This window comes from Rhodobium orientis (assembly GCF_003258835.1).
GTDB lineage: Bacteria > Pseudomonadota > Alphaproteobacteria > Rhizobiales > Rhodobiaceae > Rhodobium > Rhodobium orientis.
The window spans coordinates 1-280 of record NZ_NPEV01000151.1; the positions used below are offsets into that span (position 1 = coordinate 1).

The following is a 280-nucleotide window of genomic DNA, read 5'->3' on the forward strand; positions in this document are numbered from 1 at the left end:
GAAGCGAGAACAGCCATCAGTACACTAAGTCCTGCTGTCAGCCCCATTGCAGACATAAAAGGAATGTTAACGACAGTCAATCCGCAAAGTGCTACGATAACAGTAAGTCCGGCAAAAACGACTGCACTCCCGGCTGTTCCTGTAGCTCTCGCAATTGATTCATTTTTTTGTATACCTTCGCCTAAAAACTGGCGGTGCTTCGTAAAAATAAATAAAGCATAATCAATTCCAACTGCAAGGCCAATCATTCCGGCTAATGATAGACTGACGGAAGCGATAT

The 280-nt window shown here is 43.9% G+C and carries 1 protein-coding gene; it reads right to left on the reverse strand.

All coding sequences use genetic code 11. From position 1 onward, the window contains the following. On the reverse strand, window positions 1-280 hold a 280-nt coding region (locus tag CH339_RS25610; RefSeq protein WP_146610302.1), incomplete at both ends, for an MMPL family transporter.